This is a genomic window from Thermobrachium celere DSM 8682 (assembly GCF_000430995.1).
Classification (GTDB): Bacteria; Bacillota; Clostridia; order Clostridiales; family Caloramatoraceae; genus Thermobrachium; species Thermobrachium celere.
The window spans coordinates 61,178-77,243 of the sequence record NZ_HF952039.1 but is presented as its reverse complement, the minus strand read 5'-3'; the positions used below and the strand labels follow the sequence as shown (position 1 = coordinate 77,243).

The window sequence follows — 16,066 nt, the reverse complement described above, 5'->3', positions numbered from 1 at the left end:
TTATGAAAAAAATTATTTACTTTTTCATATTACTGTTTTTTATTTTTACTCCAGAATGTCATTGTGAAGATGTTAAGGTTATAAATTACAAGTTACAAGAAAACATGGAAATAAAGGGCGTGTATAATGAATTTAATATGAATTTTTATGTAAATGACCATTGGATTGTAAGTGATAACAGCTATGTTTATATGAACATAAATATAAGTGAAATGATAAAATATCCATCATCCTCCCTAACTATCTATTTAAATAATTCACCTATTGGAACTATTAATTTGTTTGGAACAAAAAATATACAGACTGCAGTTCCTATTCCTAGTAAAAAGGTAAAAAAGGGGTTTAATACATTAAGTTTTAAGGTCTTTAAAGTAATAAATAAAGAGGACTGTTTGGACTTTATAAATCCTGCAAATTGGGTTGAGTTTTTGGAGGATTCGTATATACATTTGGAGTATTTAGATGAAAATAAAAATATTACCCTTAGGGATTTCCCATATCCATTTTTAAAAAAGGGACAAGATATTCCTGTTGATGCATTGATTTTAACTTCAAGAAGTTTAGATGATATAAATGCAGTTTTGTATTTATCATCTATATTTGGTAAATATGAGCCTTACTCTAATTTGGATATAAATATAAAATTTATAGATGAGTTTAACAATGAAGATAAAAATATAATAGTTATTTCAGATTACAATAAATTAAATGATCGCTTTAAGGCATACATAACAGAATACGAAAAAAAAGAATTAAATAATAAAGCATTAATAAAACTAATTCCTTCTCCTAATGGGAAATATATTTTATTAATAACCTCCATAAGCTCTAAAAAAATTATAGAGGCAGTTAAAGTGTTAGGATATGAGGAATATTTAGAGGGATTAAAAGGAACTTCAACATTATTTGAAGGTTATAAGATGGATTACAATACAACTTTAAGTGATACTTTAACATTGATGGATTTAGGGTATGATGATTTTGTATTAAATAATCAAAATGAGGCTGTTTTTTCGATAGGTATTCCTAAAGAATATGAATTAAAGGATGATGCATATTTAGAGTTAAAATATAGATACTCTAATATGTTGGATTTTAAAAGTTCGTATTTAACTGTGTTTATAAATGGAAGACCATATCTAGATAAACCCCTATCTACAGAAAAGAGTTTAGGAGATAGCCTAAAAATTTCTCTAAAGGAATTTAAAAACAACTCATATATAGAAGTTAAAGTTAAATATAATCTTTATCCAAGGGAAAAAAATTGCATAGATTACTATAACAATAGGCTATTTGCAGTTCTTTTAAATAGTTCAATATTTTATATACCTAAAGAATATAAAACTAGAAGAGATTTAATATATTATCCTGCTCCATTTGTTGAAGGATATAGTTTAAATAATTTAAACCTAGTTCTGCCAAAAAACATTACATCAAGGGAGTTAAAGTATCTGTGTAATATATTTTCTTATCTTGGCCATAGCATTAAAGTAATAGACAATTTAACTGTATCAAGTCAATTGGATGAAAATAGAAATAATTTTATGTATATAAATTCAGATGAAAATATTAAATTATCTAGTTTAAACAAAGAGGTTTATGAGATGTTGATGGGTTTAAAGCAAAATGAGTCAGCATTTTCTCTATTTGATAATAGGGGTTCTTTTTTAGCAGTATTAAAAACCGTAAAGAGTGAAAACATAAAAAATATCGGCATATATTTAAGTAATTTTGACTTTACACCAAGACTAAAGGGGCAAATTTGTATAGTAGATGAAAATGGAAGATTAAGATATTATGAGGTTAAGGATAGTTTTAGTGAAGCTAAAAAAAGCTTAGACAGAGAGAGTTTAGCTAAAATATTTTTTATTTTATCATTAATTGACTTAATTTTATTAATTTTTATTGAAATCAAACAGAATAAATGATAAAATAAACATGTGATTATAAAATAAACAAATGTTTAGGTGATTTTATGACGAATAGAGAGAGAGAAATACTTGAACTTATTAAGAAAAATCCATTTATAACTCAAGAAGAAATAGCATCAAAGCTCAATATAGCAAGGGCTTCAGTGGCAGTTCACATAACAAATCTAATGAAAAAGGGATATATTTTAGGTAAAGGATATATTGTAAATGAGGACGAATATGTTTTGGTTATAGGTGGGGCAAATGTAGACATACAGGGGTTCCCAAAATCAAAGCTTAAGTTTAAAGATTCAAACCCAGGTCAATTGAACATGTCCTTAGGTGGCGTTGGAAGAAATGTTGCAGAAAATTTAGCAAGGCTTAATGTTAATGTTAAGTTGATAACAGCCGTAGGAGAAGATGTGTATGGTCAGAAAATACTTGAGCATTCTAAAAATATAGGAATTGATATGTCCCACAGTTTAGTATTATCAGGAGAATATACATCCACATATCTTTCAATTTTAAATGAAAAGGGAGATATGGAAGTTGCTCTATCCTGTATGGACATATGTGAAAAAATCAATGTTGATTACATTAAGGCTAAAAGGAAGATAATAGAGGGCTCAAGGCTTTGTGTTGTAGATACTAATATTCCAAAGGAAGCAATTGAAGTTTTAACTGAATTTGATGATTTGATTTTGTTTTTAGATACTGTATCAACAGCAAAGGCAGAGAAGGTAAGGGACATTATAGGTAATTTTCACACAGTAAAACCAAATATTTATGAAGCAGAAGTTTTAACAGGAATTTGTGTTGATAGTGTGGATAAAGGTAAAAAGGCCTGCGAAGTCCTTTTAAATAAGGGAGTTAGAAATGTATTTATAAGCCTTGGAGAAAAAGGTGTGATTTATGGAAGCAAAAAAGGAATACACATAATAAAAATGCCAAAGGTTGAGGTAGTTAATGCAACTGGTGCAGGAGATGCCTTTTTGGCTGGGTTAGTATATGGATATTTAAATGAATTTACAATTGAAGAAACAGTTAAATTTGCTATGTCGGCAGCAGCAATAACGCTTTCTTCAAAGGATACTATTTCAGATAGGTTAACAGTACAAAATGTTAAAGATAAACAAAAGGAGTTGGGATTATGTTAAAGGATTATTTGGTTCTTTCAAATGAAGTAAAAGAGGCACTTGAAAATGGAAAGCCTGTTGTAGCACTTGAATCTACAATAATATCTCATGGTATGCCATATCCACAAAATGTTGAAACAGCACTTAAGGTTGAGGAGATAGTAAGACAAAATGGAGCAGTTCCAGCAACAATAGCAATCATAGGTGGAAAGCTAAAGGCAGGTTTAACCAAGGAAGAGATAGAATACCTAGGTAAAAAGGGAAGAGAAATAGTAAAGGTAAGTAGAAGAGACATCCCATATATAGTTGCAAAGGGATTAGATGGAGCAACAACTGTTGCATCAACTATGATTATAGCAGCACTTGCAGGAATTAAGGTGTTTGCAACTGGTGGAATAGGTGGAGTACACAGAGGTGCACAAGAGACCTTTGATATTTCAGCAGATCTTCAAGAGCTTGCAAATACAAATGTTGCAGTGGTTTGCGCAGGTGCTAAATCAATACTTGATTTAGGTCTTACTCTTGAATACCTTGAAACTTTTGGAGTTCCAGTTGTAGGATATAGAACAGATGAGCTTCCAGCCTTCTATACAAGAAGAAGTGGATTTAAGGTTGATTACAGACTAGATACACCAGAGGAGATAGCAAAAATGCTTAAGGTTAAATGGGAACTTAATTTAAAAGGTGGAGTCGTTGTTGCAAATCCAATTCCTGAGGAATATGAAATGGATTATGATACTATAAATAGAGCTATAGAGGATGCATTAAAGGAAGCAGAAGAGAAGGGAATAAAGGGAAAAGAATCAACTCCATTTTTACTTGCAAAGGTTAAGGATATTACAGGTGGAAAGAGCCTTGAGTCTAATATCCAACTTGTATTTAACAATGTAAAACTTGCTGCACAAATTGCAAAAAATTTATAAAAGATGTTGACAGTTTGGCAAGTATCCTGTAAAATGCATATTAATAAAAATTGAATATGCGTTAGACATGATAGAGGCGCGGTGTCTAAGAGTACTATATCTGAGGCAAGCACGATGAGGGTATAGGAAAGGAGCCACCGCCGAAGCGTAGAGCTGATGCTTTAAGGCTCTATGGCTGGGGCTGTATAGAATATATACAGCACTGTCACAAACGCATAGTTTGTGGAGAGCTATCATGCAAAGGCAGGGTACTTATTTTGTACCTTTGGTGTCTTTTGCTTTGATGGACTCTCCTCCGAAAAAATAATTACAAAGGAGGAGTTTTTTTATGCCAGAAATTCTAACACTTCTACCACCAATTGTCGCCATCGTATTGGCATTTATAACTAAAAATGTTCTTTTATCCCTATTTGTAGGGGTGTTCACAGGTACATTTCTTTTAAGTTTAAGTTCCCATGGTTTCCTTTTAAGCTTTTTCTATGCGTTTTTAGGATTAGTGGACAAGATACTTTCATCCCTTGCAGATACTTGGAACGCAGGTGTAATACTTCAATGCCTTGCAATTGGAGGCTTGATTGCAGTTGTATCTAAAATGGGTGGTGCAAAGGCAATAGCAGAATCACTGTCAAAGAGGGCAAAATCAGCAAAGAGTGCACAGCTTATAACTTGGCTTCTTGGGATACTTGTTTTCTTTGATGACTATGCAAATTCATTAATTGTAGGACCAATAATGAGACCTGTTTCAGATAAGATGAAGATATCAAGGGAAAAATTATCATTTATAATAGATGCAACAGCAGCCCCTATTGCAGGAATTGCACTTATATCAACTTGGGTTGGATATGAGATAAGCTTAATAAAGGATGGATATGCTCAAATTGGACAAGATATCAATGCATATGGAATGTTTGTATCAACTATACCATATAGGTTCTACAACATATTTATACTCACATTTATAGTGCTAACAGCAGTTTTAGCACGTGAATTTGGTCCAATGCTTGAGGCCGAAAGGAGAGCCAGAATACTTGGAAAGGTTATTGCAGATGATGCAAAACCAATGGTGTCAAATGAGGCTTCAAATATAGAACCTAAAGAGGGAATTAAATTAAGCATATGGAACGCAGTAGTTCCGATAGGATCACTAATATTGTTTGCATTTTTAGGATTTTACTATAGTGGATATACAAGTATAATGTCAGGAGATAATAAGGAGTTAATTGAGGCTATAAAAAATGCACCATTTTCATTTAATTCAATTAGAGAAATATTTGGTGCATCAGATGCCAGTGTTGTTCTTTTCCAATCAGCCCTTTTATCAAGTATTATAGCGATAGTTATGGCTGTTTCACAAAGAATAATGACAATAGGAGAGGCAATAGATACATGGCTTGAGGGAGTAAAGTCCTTGGTAATAACAGGTGCAATTTTACTTCTTGCTTGGTCCTTATCTGGAACAATTAAAGAGCTTGGAACAGCAAAATATTTAGCAGGTGTTTTATCAGGAACGCTACCTAAGTTCTTACTTCCAAGTATAGTATTTATATTAGGTGCAGTAATATCCTTTGCAACAGGTACATCCTATGGTACTATGGGAATACTTATGCCTCTTGTTATTCCACTTGCGCACTCAATGTCACCTGATGTAAACTTTATGACAATGAGTATAGGAGCAGTACTTACAGGAGCCATTTTTGGTGACCACTGCTCACCGATATCAGATACAACTATTCTATCATCAATGGGTTCAATGTGTGACCACCTACACCATGTTAAAACACAGCTCTATTATGCAGTTGTAGTAGGTGTTGTAACAGTTGTTTGTGGATATCTACCAGTTGCAATAGGAATACCAGTTGTAGTTTCACTTCTACTTGGTGTATTTGCTTGTTTTATGCTTGTAAGGTTTGTTGGAAGACCTGTTGAAGAGATTGAATTAGAGGCTGAAGTAAGTTTAGAGGAGTGATAAAAAAGTAAACTTAAGGCATACAGCCTTAAGTTTACTTTTTTAATGTTAATTTTTTAATAAAACACTAGAATTATTGAAATAAATCTAATATAATATAACATGGATAAAATTAAATACGATTGTTAGGTGAGGCTCCTACAAAGATATATGCTACTGCCCAGAAAAATCGAGAGATTCCAATGGGTTAACAGAAATAATCGTGAAGGTTATTTCTAATGTAGCTGACGAAGAGTCTACGCTTTGTAGTGCTAAAGCTCAACAATAAAGAAATGTATATTTCTCTACTGTTGAGTAGAGATTTTTTTATTTTATTAATGAAGGGAGTGATGGATATGGATTCTAGTAGTCCTTTTCCTGAAAATAAAAACTTAATAAAAAAGAGCCATATCCGTCACTTAGGATATTGGCTCTTCTAAAAAGGAGGGGTCAAGGATGAATGAAAGAATTCTAGAGCTTTTGAAAAGCAAAAATTATAAAGAATTAAGAAGTGAGCTTATAGAGTTAAATGAAGTAAATATAGCAGATATAATTGAAGAAGTAGATACAAGTGAAGCAGTTATATTATTTAGACTTCTACCCAAGGATTTAGCTGTTGATGTTTTTGCTTATCTTTCAAATGAGGCACAGAAAAATATAATTGATTCAATTACAGATAAAGAAATAGAGCATATAATGAACGAAATGTATTTTGACGATATGATAGATTTTATTGAAGAGATGCCTGCACATGTTGTAAAGAAAATATTAAAGAACACAAGGGAAGAAGAGAGAGCCTTAATTAATCAGTTTTTAAACTATCCAGAAAACTCAGCAGGAAGCCTTATGACAATAGAGTATGTTGATTTAAGAAAGGATATGACTGTTGGCGAAGCAATTAAGCATATAAAAGAGACGGGCATTGAAAAGGAAACTATATATACATGCTATGTAATAGATAGCTGTAGGAAGCTTGAGGGAATTATATCATTAAGAAAGCTTGTTATATGTGATGAAAATAGAAAGATTGAAGATATAATGAATACAGACGTAATATACGTTCATACTCACGATGATCAAGAGGTAGTAGCAAGTTTATTTAAAAAGTATGACTTAATTGCTATTCCTGTTTTAGATAAAGAGGAAAGACTTGTTGGAATTATTACAATTGACGATATTGTAGACGTTATTGAACAGGAGAATACAGAGGACTTTCAAAGGATGGCAGGTATGGAACCATCTGATATAGAGTATCTTGATGCAAGTGTGTTCACCTTAGCTAAAAATAGAATAGCATGGCTTTTAATTCTTATGATTTCTGCAACATTTACAGGAAGAATAATTCAAAGATACGAAGAGGTTCTCCAATCGGTTGCAATTTTAGCAGCCTTTATACCAATGCTTATGGACACGGGTGGTAATGCAGGTTCTCAATCATCTACACTTGTAATAAGAGGACTTGCACTTGAGGAGATTAAAACAAAGGATTTCTTTAAAGTTGTTTTTAAAGAATTAAAGGTTTCTTTCATAGTAGGAGTTGTATTATCATTAATAAACTTTTTAAGAATTTATTATATAGAAAAGATAAATTTCAAAGTATCTCTTACAGTAACGATAACACTATTTATTACAATTATGCTTGCAAAGATTGTAGGAGGAGTTCTTCCTATAATTGCAAGAAAACTAAAGCTTGATCCAGCAATCATGGCAAGTCCACTTATTACAACAATAGTGGATGCAGTTGCATTAATAGTATATTTCACTTGTGCTACAATGATATTGGGTATATAAAATAAGCTTTGGAGTTTAATCTCCAAAGCTTATTCCTATTGAACGGGCAACTTGTACAAGCTCACTTTCTGGATCAACATTTTTAGTTTTACCTATAACATTTTCAAGCGAATCATAGGTTATAGTATCTCCTTTAAGACATACCATATTTCCAAACTTTTCTTGATGTATAAGCTCAACTGCAGCTACTCCATATCTTGTTGAAAGAATTCTATCAAAGGTTGAAGTGTTTCCTCCCCTTTGTATATGTCCAAGCACAGCACATCTAATTTCATTGCTCTTTATTAATTTTTCTAAGTCACTTGCAAGTTTATTACCTATTCCTCCAAGTCTTATTGGATCTGGACTGTCTTCAACAATTTTACTAATTACTACATTACCATCCTTTGGTTTTGCACCCTCTGCAATTACTATTATACTAAATGGTTTACCTTGTGCTTTTCTTTGTTCAATCTTTTCTACAATCTTTTCAATTCTATATGGAATTTCAGGTATTAAAATTACATCAGCAGAACCTGCAATGCCAGAGTACAGAGCAATCCAACCAGCATTTCTTCCCATAACCTCAAGTATCATAATTCTGTGGTGTGATTCTGCTGTTGTATGGAGCCTGTCAAGTGCATCTGTTGCAACATCTATGGCTGAATAAAAACCAAAGGTTAAATCTGTTGAATATAAATCATTATCTATTGTTTTTGGGATACCTATAACTTTAACTCCCTTTCTTGCAAAGTCGCGTGCACTTGTTAAAGTTCCATCTCCACCTATTACAACAAGTACATCTACATTTTCTTTTTTTAAATTTTCTATTGCAACATCTGAAACATCCTTCTTTACTATTTTTCCATTTTCCTCAATTGGATAGTCAAACAAATTGTCCTTATTTGAACTGTAAAGTATCGTTCCGCCCTTGTGTAGTATTCCTGAAACAGTATCAAGAGTTAAAGGAATAAAGTCGTTTTTATAAAGACCCCTATATCCATATCTGTAGCCTATTACTTCATAGCCATATTTTAAAATTGCTGTTCGTGTAACTGCACGAATGACAGCGTTAAGACCTGGACAATCCCCACCACCAGTTAAAATAGCAATCTTTTTAACTGCCATATAAACCCCTCCAATTTAATTAATTAAATCAAGACCCTATTATTAAAATTATAGTATTAAAAATAAATTAAAATAAATAATATTACATAATTTCTAAAGTTATTTTTATTTAACAAAAAAAGTATTTTTAAATAGATACATGTAGCATTACACCTAATTCCCTGAATATAAAAAGTTGATTTGGTTAAATTAATAATAACAGAACAAAACAGGAGGTGAACAGAATGAATACAACAGGAAAGAACCAAAAGGTTGTTCCAGAAGCAAAGAAAGCTCTTAACCAATTCAAATATGAAGTAGCTAATGAAGTAGGTGTTAAGGTTCCAGATGGAGGTTACTGGGGAAATATGACTTCTAAGGAATGTGGAACAGTAGGTGGCTACATGGTTAAGAAGATGGTTGAAGCTTACGAAAGAAATCTAGCTGGTAAGCAATAACCTAAAAACCTAACAAAAAAAAGGGAGTATCTTCGGATGCTCCCTTTTTTATTGTTTGCAATTGTAATTTTTTTATTTAACAACAATTTAATAAGTGAATATACTGTATAAGGGGGGATAGAAATGAAGATATGTATAGACCCTGGTCATGGAGGATTTGATTCAGGTGCTGTTGGACCAACTTTGTTAATGGAAAAGGATGTAAATTTATCAATTTCATTAAAGTTAGCAGAGATACTAAAATTTAATGGAATTGATGTAGTCTTAACAAGAGAAAAGGATGAAAACCCTGCCAGGAATTCAAGAGAGAGTTTGAAAAATAGGGTGGATTTTGCAAATTCTATAGGTGCTGATTATTTTATAAGTATACATTGTAATAGTGCTGCAGATAAAAATGCTAGTGGGAGTGAAGTATATTGTTATAGCTTAAGGAGTCCTGCTAAAAGTATTGCAGAACAAATATTAAAGGAACTTGTGGATAAGATGGGATTTAGAAATAGAGGGGTTAAAACTAGAAATTTTTATGTTTTGAAACACACAAAGATGCCAGCATGCCTTGTTGAAGTGGCATTTATAAGCAATATAAAGGAAGAAGCTATACTAAAGAACGAAAATATGCAGAAAAAGATTGCCCTTTGTATTGCAAGGGGAATTGGAAATGCATTAGGAATAACAATATATGATATAAAACAGGGAAAGGTTATTGCAAAATCTGGACTCAATGTAAGAAAGGGTCCAACACTACAATCACCTATAGTTCAAGTTTTAAAATATGGAGAAGTGGTTAAGGTATATGAGATTATAGATGGCTGGTATAGGGTAGATGGTGGATGGGTATTTGGAAGGTATATTGAATTTATTTAATAGGGTGTTTAATTTTAAATGTTATTTATAATATTGCCTCATGAAAGGATTATTAATTTTAAATCCTTACATGAGGCTTTTTAAACAATACATTATACAGCTTCTATTTTAAATGTAATTGTCTTTTCCTTTGGTTTATCAGAATACTTTTCCTTTAAAAATTTTTCTGCAACTTGAGGGAATAGAAGGTATGATAAAACATCCTCATCTGTCTTTGCAAAATCCTTTATTTGTTCCTTTGTTTTTTCAAATACAGGTTCTAACATATCTGCAAATCTAATTTCAAGAGGTTTTTCATCTCCTAATATCTTCTTTATCAATTCTTCACTTATCTTACCAGGTGCTTTTCCATATTCACCCTTTATGTAGGCCTTAACTTCCTTTAATACTATTTTGTATCTTTCACCTTGAAGCACATTAAGAGCAGCTTGAGTTCCAACCATTTGGCTCATTGGAGTAACAAGTGGTGGATAACCTAAATCTTCACGTACTCTTGGAACTTCAGCTAAAACCTCTTCTAGTCTGTGGAGAGCCTTCTGTTCCTTTAATTGAGATATAAGATTAGAAAGCATTCCCCCAGGTACTTGGTAAACTAATGCATCTGTATCAGTTCCAAGTACAAATGGGTTAAGTTGTCCTGATTCTACATATTTATCTTTAACCTTTTTAAAGTGGTCATTTATTTCCTTTAATATTTTTTCATTTAGACCTGTTTCGTATCCAAGCTCCTTTAGGGCATAGTGCATTGATTCGGTAGCTGGTTGGCTTGTTCCACCTGAGAAGGAGCTAATTGCAGTATCTATGCAGTCAACACCAGCTTCAACGGCCTTAAGATAAGTCATTGGTGCAAGGCCTGTTGTACTGTGTGTATGAAGTACAATTGGTAGTTTAACAGTCTTTTTTAAGGCAGAAACAAGCTCATAGGCATCCTTTGGCCCCATTATTCCTGCCATGTCTTTAATACATATTGAATGAACTCCCATTGATTCTAATTCCTTGGCAAGTTTAATGTAGCTTTCTATATTGTGAATTGGACTTATTGTGTAGGCTATGGTTCCTTGGGCATGTCCCCCTTGCTTTATTACTTCATCTACACAAACTTCAATATTTCTAAAATCATTTAGTGCATCAAATATTCTTATAATATCTATACCATTATGTATAGCCTTTTTTACAAATTCTCTAACAACATCATCTGGATAATGTTTATAACCTAACAGATTTTGTCCTCTAAGAAGCATTTGAAGTTTTGTGTTTTTAACTCTTTTTCTTATGTTTCTCAGTCTTTCCCATGGGTCTTCGTTTAAAAATCTAAGGCATGAGTCAAATGTTGCACCACCCCATGCTTCTAAAGAATGATATCCTGCAGAATCTAAAAGTTCAAGTACAGCCTCAAATTCTTTGTAAGGAAGTCTTGTCGCAATTAAAGATTGGTTTGCATCTCTTAATATAGTTTCTGTAATGTTAACTCTCATATCCCCACTCCTTTTCGTTTGTTAAGAATATTATACAATAAATTATCGATAATATCAAAAAAATGAAGGATAAATTTCAAACATCATGAAATAAATTTACTAATTAAAATAATTCATTATGTATTGCAAATCTTTACTAAAGGCAATATAATTGTTTATAATAATAATTTTACTTTTTAGGAACCGACTCCTAAAAAAAAAGGGGATGAGTCGGGATGGGAAACTTGCGCAAAAAAATAGAAAAACTAARGGGTTGTTGGATGAAAAACTAAGAGAAAATAACTACGTAACTAATGATGAAATAGTTAAAATAAGTCAAGAATTAGATGAATATATAGTAATATTTCAGAAAAAATATCAAAATAAGAAGGTAGTATAGGGGATTTCCCCTATTTTTTTGCAGTTGACAAAAAAAATTCATGGTAATATAATCAAGATAGAACCTGCACCTGTAGCTCAGCAGGATAGAGCAACGGTTTCCTAAACCGTGTGTCGGAGGTTCGAATCCTCTCAGGTGCACCACAGGTATTAAAACGCTTAAACGCTTATAAACACATATATAAATGTGTTTGTAGGCGTTTTTTGTTTAAAATTCTCCGATTAATTCAAGGATGTTTAAAATGAAGCGTTTTAAAATCAATATGACAAATTTTAAACGGCATAATGTAGTTAACACAAATTTTATGACCATATTTTAAAAAGCCACTGATTTTATAAATTGGTGGCTTTTTAAAATTTAAAAATTAACTAATATGATATATAATAAATATGTAACAATAATAGCGAAAGGGTGGGGTTCCATTGAAAACTCTATTTGAATTATGTAGGCCAAGAGAAAGTGTATTTGATGAAACAAAAAGAGATGATGTGCTTGACTTAACAGACTTAATAGAAAACAGGATAAATCCAGAGCAATTCTTTGAAGAAAACTATATAACACAAGGGATGAGTATATTATTTGATACAGCTTTTAAAAGATTTCATAGACAAGGGCAAACAGGAATAATTAAGCTTACTCAATCAATGGGTGGTGGTAAAACCCATAACATGATTGCACTTGGATTGTTAGCTAAATATCCAAGAATAAGGGAAAAAATACTTGGTGAAAAGTATAGAAATAGCCATTTAGGTGAAATAAAGGTTGTTGCATTTACTGGACGTGAGTCAGATGCACCATTTGGAATATGGGGCTCAATTGCAGAGCAATTAGGCAAGAAGGAATATTTTAAAGATTATTATTCACCACTTCAAGCCCCAGGTCAAACAGCTTGGGTTAATTTGTTAAAGGGTGAACCATTGCTTATTTTACTTGATGAGCTACCACCATATCTTGAAAATGCAAAATCAAAGGTTATTGGAGACACTAACCTTGCTGTTATTACAACAACAGCACTTGCAAATCTTTTTAATGCTATAGCAAAGGAAGAACTATCAAATGTTTGTTTAGTAGTATCAGACCTTAAGGCAAGCTATGAAAGTGGAAGCGAACTTTTACAATCATCTTTTAAAGAATTAGAAGGTGAAATAAATCGTTTTGCATTAAATATAGAGCCAGTTCAACAAGCATCAGATGAAGTATATCATATATTGAGAAAAAGATTATTTAAAGAACTTCCAAGTATGGAAGAAATAAATGAAGTTGCAAATGCATATAAGTCAGCAGTAAATGAAGCAAGGCAAATGGGATATACAAGTATATCAGCAGACCAAGTATATATTGGAATAAAGGATTCCTATCCATTCCATCCTGTAATTAAAGATCTGTATGCGAGATTCAAAGAGAATCCAGGATTCCAGCAAACAAGAGGCCTTATTAGGTTGATGAGAATAATAATAAATCAGCTATATAGAGGAGAAGAGCCACTTGCAGCAAAGAAATATTTAGTAAATGTATATGATTTTGACTTAAATGACCATGAGATGTTTACGGCAATAACACAAATTAAGCCATCATTATCAAATGCAATATCCCATGACATTGCATCAAATGGAAAGGCAGTAGCAGAAATTTATGATAGATCTTTAAATGAAACATCAATGCAGGAGATCAGCAAAATAATATTGGTAGCTTCACTTGCGGATGTCCCACATGCATTGCTTGGACTTTCAGAACATGAGATAATAGGTTATCTATGTGAGCCAAATAAAGATATAACAAGAATTAAAAGAGCATTGCAGGAACTTGCAATGAGGGCATGGTATTTAAATACAGATAGAGATGGAAGAATATTCTTCCAAAATATAAAAAATATAATTGCTGAAATGAATTCATTAATAGATTCCTATGACAATGAAAGTGCTAAAAAGGAACTTAGAACATTCTTAGAAGAAAAGTTTAAGCCAAGTTTAGCAGATTGCTATCAAAAGCTATATGTATTTCCAGCATTAGATGAAGTACAACTTGAACAAGACAAGATATCTCTTATAATAGTTGAACCATATGAGTTATCAAACGATTTAAATCCAGAAGTTCAAAAGTTTTATGAATATCAAAGATTTAAAAATAGAGTTATGTTTTTAACAGGTCAACGAAGAACAATGGAAAACCTGTATACAAAGGCTAAAGAACACAAGGCTATAAATGCAATAATTAAAAGGATGAAGGAAGAAAGGATAAAGGATAGTGATCCACAATTCCAAAAGGCACAGGATAAGCTTGATAAGATAAAATTAGAATTACTTCAAACAGCAAGAGAGACCTTCCAGTGCCTATACTATCCTTCTAAATATGGTCTGTTAAAAGTAGACTTTATTATGCAGTTTGTGGGAAATGAATATAATGGTGAAAAGCAAATAAAAGAAGTACTAATTCAAAGACAAAAGTTTACAACCGATTTGGATGATGATAAGTTAAGACAAAAATGTGAAGCAAGATTATTTACTCAAAAGGAAATGAGATGGCAAGATATTAAGGAAAGGGCAGCAATAAATCCAGAATGGCAATGGCATGAACCAAGTGCATTAGATAATTTGCTTGAAAATATGTTAAGAAAAGATATATGGAGACAAAATGGTGGATATGTTGATAAAGGGCCATTCCCAAAAGAAAAGACAAATGTATTAATACAACAAATAAGATATGATGAAGAAACAGGAGAGGCTGTTTTAAGGCTAACTCCACAATATGGTAATAAGATTTATTATGAAATAGATGGACCAGCAACAAGTGCATCAAATTTAGTAGAAAATCCAAATGAATTTAAAACTAAAGAATTAAAGTTATCATTTGTTTGTATAGATTCAAATGGTGAACATGAAACAGGTGATCCAGTATATTGGACAAATAAAATAACGATAAAGGGTAGAGTATATGACAAAAATGGTAAGAAAGTATTGGAACTAAAGGCTAATCCAAATGTAAAGATAAAATATACTACAGATGGTTCGAATCCAAAGGAAAATGGTGGAATATATGAAGGAGAAGTGGAAATACCAGATAATACTACAATAATATTGGCAGTGGCTGAAGAAAAGGGTATTTATTCAGAACAAATACAAATTAAAGTAGAAAAGGGACAAGTAAACGCAAGAGAAATAGATAAATCAAGAAAGCTAACACTTGTTAAAAGATTAAAATTCCAAGATACTAAATCAACCTATGAAGAATTGAATATGTTAAAGAAGCATAATGTATCAGTTTCAGATGTAAATATAATTCTATTTAGAAATGATATATCATCAAGTGGTGGATGGATAGATCTTTCAATGGGAAATGATATTGTATGTAAACCTGATGCAATAGAGACGGTTCTTGATAACATAAGAAATACTCTAGTTCAAAGTGGAAGTGTAAATATTTCGTTTGAATATAGTAAGGCTATTTTTGAGACAGGACAAAACTTCTTAGATTACATCGCAGATAAAAAGAAGACACTAACTGAATTTGAAGAAAGGGAGATAATTCAATAATGGCAAAAGATACAATAGGATTTGGGTTTAACCCAGAAGAATCAGAACACCATTTTCTGGTTATAATTCCAAGAAGTCCAAATGCTAAAGTGGTTGTCTATGAGAGATTTGCGTGGCAACATGATAAAGATACACAGGTTTTAGATATAAAAAGAGATATACCTAAAGTTGAACTTTCAAAACATAAATGGAAAATGATAGAGGATACACTTAGGACAGAATTTAATGAAAGGCTTAAAAAGGATAAGCTACCTGTTGGTAAATGGCAGATAGGACAAACACCAGTTCACAGATTATTTGGTAAAGAACTTGTATTACTTGCATGGGCAATAGAGGATTGTGACCCAAGTGTTATACCTACTGCAATAAAGAACTGGCTTGGCCTATCTAAAGAAGAGAGATGGTGGCTCTTTACAATGACAAACGCTGCAACAGGCCATGCAAACGATAAACGAGGTTGGAGAAAGGCAATAAGATATGCCTTAACAGAAAATCCTGTTGAGGAGGCAGTAAAACAATTAAACTTACTTGATTATGCTATACAAAGGGAGATAGATAAATAGAGGTGA

The 16,066-nt window shown here is 32.1% G+C and carries 12 protein-coding genes, 1 tRNA gene and 2 riboswitches; of the genes, 11 read left to right on the top strand and 2 right to left on the bottom strand.

Annotation, left to right across the window (positions count from 1 at the left end; translation table 11 throughout):
• Positions 1-2 precede the first annotated feature (2 nt).
• The 5 genes from TCEL_RS11925 to mgtE all read left to right on the top strand — a co-directional run bounded on the left by TCEL_RS11925 (position 3) and on the right by mgtE (position 7,705).
• On the top strand, positions 3-1,928 hold the full coding sequence (locus TCEL_RS11925) for a cellulose biosynthesis cyclic di-GMP-binding regulatory protein BcsB (RefSeq protein WP_018666448.1): 1,926 nt from the start codon (positions 3-5) through the stop codon (positions 1,926-1,928).
• 47 nt (positions 1,929-1,975) lie between these two features.
• Entirely contained in the window at positions 1,976-3,067 is a 1,092-nt protein-coding gene (locus tag TCEL_RS11920) for a PfkB family carbohydrate kinase (RefSeq protein WP_018666446.1), read from the top strand.
• Positions 3,061-3,969: a pseudouridine-5'-phosphate glycosidase gene (locus tag TCEL_RS11915; protein ID WP_018666445.1), complete on the top strand. Its 909-nt coding sequence runs from the start codon at positions 3,061-3,063 to the stop codon at positions 3,967-3,969. Before TCEL_RS11920 ends, TCEL_RS11915 begins: the two co-directional genes overlap by 7 nt.
• 63 nt (positions 3,970-4,032) lie before the next feature.
• Positions 4,033-4,210, top strand: a riboswitch (Lysine riboswitch).
• Between the two features lie 87 nt (positions 4,211-4,297).
• The gene (locus TCEL_RS11910; RefSeq protein WP_018666444.1) at positions 4,298-5,935 is read left to right on the top strand and encodes a Na+/H+ antiporter NhaC family protein; all 1,638 of its coding nucleotides are present in this window, start codon (positions 4,298-4,300) and stop codon (positions 5,933-5,935) included.
• Between the two features lie 114 nt (positions 5,936-6,049).
• A riboswitch (M-box (ykoK) riboswitch) is annotated at positions 6,050-6,212 on the top strand.
• A 158-nt stretch (positions 6,213-6,370) separates the two neighbouring features.
• A complete protein-coding gene (mgtE, locus tag TCEL_RS11905; protein WP_018666440.1) occupies positions 6,371-7,705 on the top strand; it encodes a magnesium transporter in 1,335 nt (444 codons plus the stop codon).
• A gap of 15 nt (positions 7,706-7,720) precedes the next feature.
• Here the strand turns inward: mgtE and TCEL_RS11900 are convergent, their stop codons facing one another.
• Positions 7,721-8,812, bottom strand: a complete 1,092-nt coding sequence (locus TCEL_RS11900; RefSeq protein WP_018666438.1) for a 6-phosphofructokinase — start codon at positions 8,810-8,812, stop codon at positions 7,721-7,723.
• A gap of 224 nt (positions 8,813-9,036) precedes the next feature.
• Between TCEL_RS11900 and TCEL_RS11895 the strand changes: the two genes are divergently transcribed.
• A complete protein-coding gene (locus TCEL_RS11895; RefSeq protein WP_018666436.1) occupies positions 9,037-9,249 on the top strand; it encodes an alpha/beta-type small acid-soluble spore protein in 213 nt (70 codons plus the stop codon).
• Between the two features lie 123 nt (positions 9,250-9,372).
• Positions 9,373-10,113, top strand: a complete 741-nt coding sequence (locus TCEL_RS11890) for an N-acetylmuramoyl-L-alanine amidase (RefSeq protein WP_018666435.1) — start codon at positions 9,373-9,375, stop codon at positions 10,111-10,113.
• Between the two features lie 92 nt (positions 10,114-10,205).
• On the opposite strand, the gene TCEL_RS11885 is transcribed toward TCEL_RS11890, so the two are convergent.
• Complete coding sequence (locus tag TCEL_RS11885) at positions 10,206-11,588, bottom strand: oxaloacetate decarboxylase subunit alpha (protein ID WP_018666432.1); 1,383 nt, start codon at positions 11,586-11,588, stop codon at positions 10,206-10,208.
• 256 nt (positions 11,589-11,844) lie between these two features.
• Between TCEL_RS11885 and TCEL_RS13290 the strand changes: the two genes are divergently transcribed.
• From TCEL_RS13290 to TCEL_RS11870, 4 genes are all read left to right on the top strand, one after another.
• Entirely contained in the window at positions 11,845-11,967 is a 123-nt protein-coding gene (locus tag TCEL_RS13290) for a Spo0E family sporulation regulatory protein-aspartic acid phosphatase (protein ID WP_018666429.1), read from the top strand.
• Between the two features lie 66 nt (positions 11,968-12,033).
• A tRNA-Arg gene (locus TCEL_RS11880) sits at positions 12,034-12,110 on the top strand.
• Between the two features lie 279 nt (positions 12,111-12,389).
• Positions 12,390-15,497 carry a DUF499 domain-containing protein gene (locus TCEL_RS11875; RefSeq protein WP_018666427.1) on the top strand — a complete coding sequence of 1,036 codons (3,108 nt, stop codon included), beginning with the start codon at positions 12,390-12,392 and terminating at the stop codon, positions 15,495-15,497.
• Positions 15,497-16,060 carry a DUF3780 domain-containing protein gene (locus tag TCEL_RS11870; RefSeq protein WP_018666426.1) on the top strand — a complete coding sequence of 188 codons (564 nt, stop codon included), beginning with the start codon at positions 15,497-15,499 and terminating at the stop codon, positions 16,058-16,060. The genes TCEL_RS11875 and TCEL_RS11870 overlap by 1 nt, the downstream gene beginning before the upstream one ends.
• The last annotated feature ends 6 nt before the right edge of the window (positions 16,061-16,066 follow it).

What these genes read in the sequence shown, in the direction of transcription:
- mgtE (WP_018666440.1), top strand. Translation starts at nt 6,371, where the DNA reads ATGAATGAAAGAATTCTAGAGCTTTTGAAAAGCAAAAATTATAAAGAA.
- TCEL_RS11910 (WP_018666444.1), top strand. Translation starts at nt 4,298, where the DNA reads ATGCCAGAAATTCTAACACTTCTACCACCAATTGTCGCCATCGTATTG.
- TCEL_RS11900 (WP_018666438.1), bottom strand. Translation starts at nt 8,812, where the DNA reads ATGGCAGTTAAAAAGATTGCTATTTTAACTGGTGGTGGGGATTGTCCA.
- TCEL_RS11885 (WP_018666432.1), bottom strand. Translation starts at nt 11,588, where the DNA reads ATGAGAGTTAACATTACAGAAACTATATTAAGAGATGCAAACCAATCT.
- TCEL_RS11895 (WP_018666436.1), top strand. Translation starts at nt 9,037, where the DNA reads ATGAATACAACAGGAAAGAACCAAAAGGTTGTTCCAGAAGCAAAGAAA.
- TCEL_RS11890 (WP_018666435.1), top strand. Translation starts at nt 9,373, where the DNA reads ATGAAGATATGTATAGACCCTGGTCATGGAGGATTTGATTCAGGTGCT.
- TCEL_RS11915 (WP_018666445.1), top strand. Translation starts at nt 3,061, where the DNA reads ATGTTAAAGGATTATTTGGTTCTTTCAAATGAAGTAAAAGAGGCACTT.
- TCEL_RS11920 (WP_018666446.1), top strand. Translation starts at nt 1,976, where the DNA reads ATGACGAATAGAGAGAGAGAAATACTTGAACTTATTAAGAAAAATCCA.
- TCEL_RS11870 (WP_018666426.1), top strand. Translation starts at nt 15,497, where the DNA reads ATGGCAAAAGATACAATAGGATTTGGGTTTAACCCAGAAGAATCAGAA.
- TCEL_RS11925 (WP_018666448.1), top strand. Translation starts at nt 3, where the DNA reads ATGAAAAAAATTATTTACTTTTTCATATTACTGTTTTTTATTTTTACT.